Source organism: Halomonas sp. B23F22_20, assembly GCF_043496985.1.
In the GTDB taxonomy this organism is placed as follows: Bacteria; Pseudomonadota; Gammaproteobacteria; order Pseudomonadales; family Halomonadaceae; genus Halomonas.
The window spans coordinates 1-516 of sequence record NZ_JBIEKH010000151.1; the positions used below are offsets into that span (position 1 = coordinate 1).

1 protein-coding gene and 1 pseudogene are annotated in these 516 nt (G+C 43.8%); both read left to right on the forward strand.

Annotated features, from left to right (window positions below; all coding sequences use genetic code 11):
- Positions 1 to 256 (forward strand): annotated as a pseudogene (locus ACGTN6_RS21050) (ABC transporter permease); the annotation flags it as partial.
- Positions 257 to 328: 72 nt separating this feature from the next.
- On the forward strand, positions 329 to 516 hold a 188-nt coding region (locus ACGTN6_RS21055), incomplete at its 3' end, for an ATP-binding cassette domain-containing protein (RefSeq protein ID WP_394595061.1).

The following is a 516-nucleotide window of genomic DNA, read 5'->3' on the forward strand; positions in this document are numbered from 1 at the left end:
GAGTGCAGCTTTATCGATTACAGAAGCTTTAAAACAAACGAATGGTGAAGTGAACGCAGATGAATTGATTACAACAATGGAAGGCATGAGCTTTGAAACTCCAAAAGGAACGATGACGTTCAGAGCTGAAGACCATCAGGCTCTGCAATCTCTATATAAGATCACACTACAAGAACAAGACGGCTTGGATTATCCGGTTCCAGTGTTAGAACGCGTGTTGACGCCTGAAGAAACGGCACCACCAGTACAGAACTAAATCATATAAACGAGAACTTCGGTGGGAAATCCATGCCGGAGTTCTTGTTTCATGAACAAGAGGAGGGAACCTATGACTTCTATATTGGAAACGAAAGATTTAACCATCGCTTTTGGTGGGCATGTGGCTGTTGATCATATATCCGTGCAAATTCCTGAGAAACAGTTCACCTCTGTAATCGGGCCAAACGGCGCGGGGAAAACGACTTTTTTCAATCTACTAAGTGGTCAACTTCAGCCAACAGAAGGGGAGATCCTTCT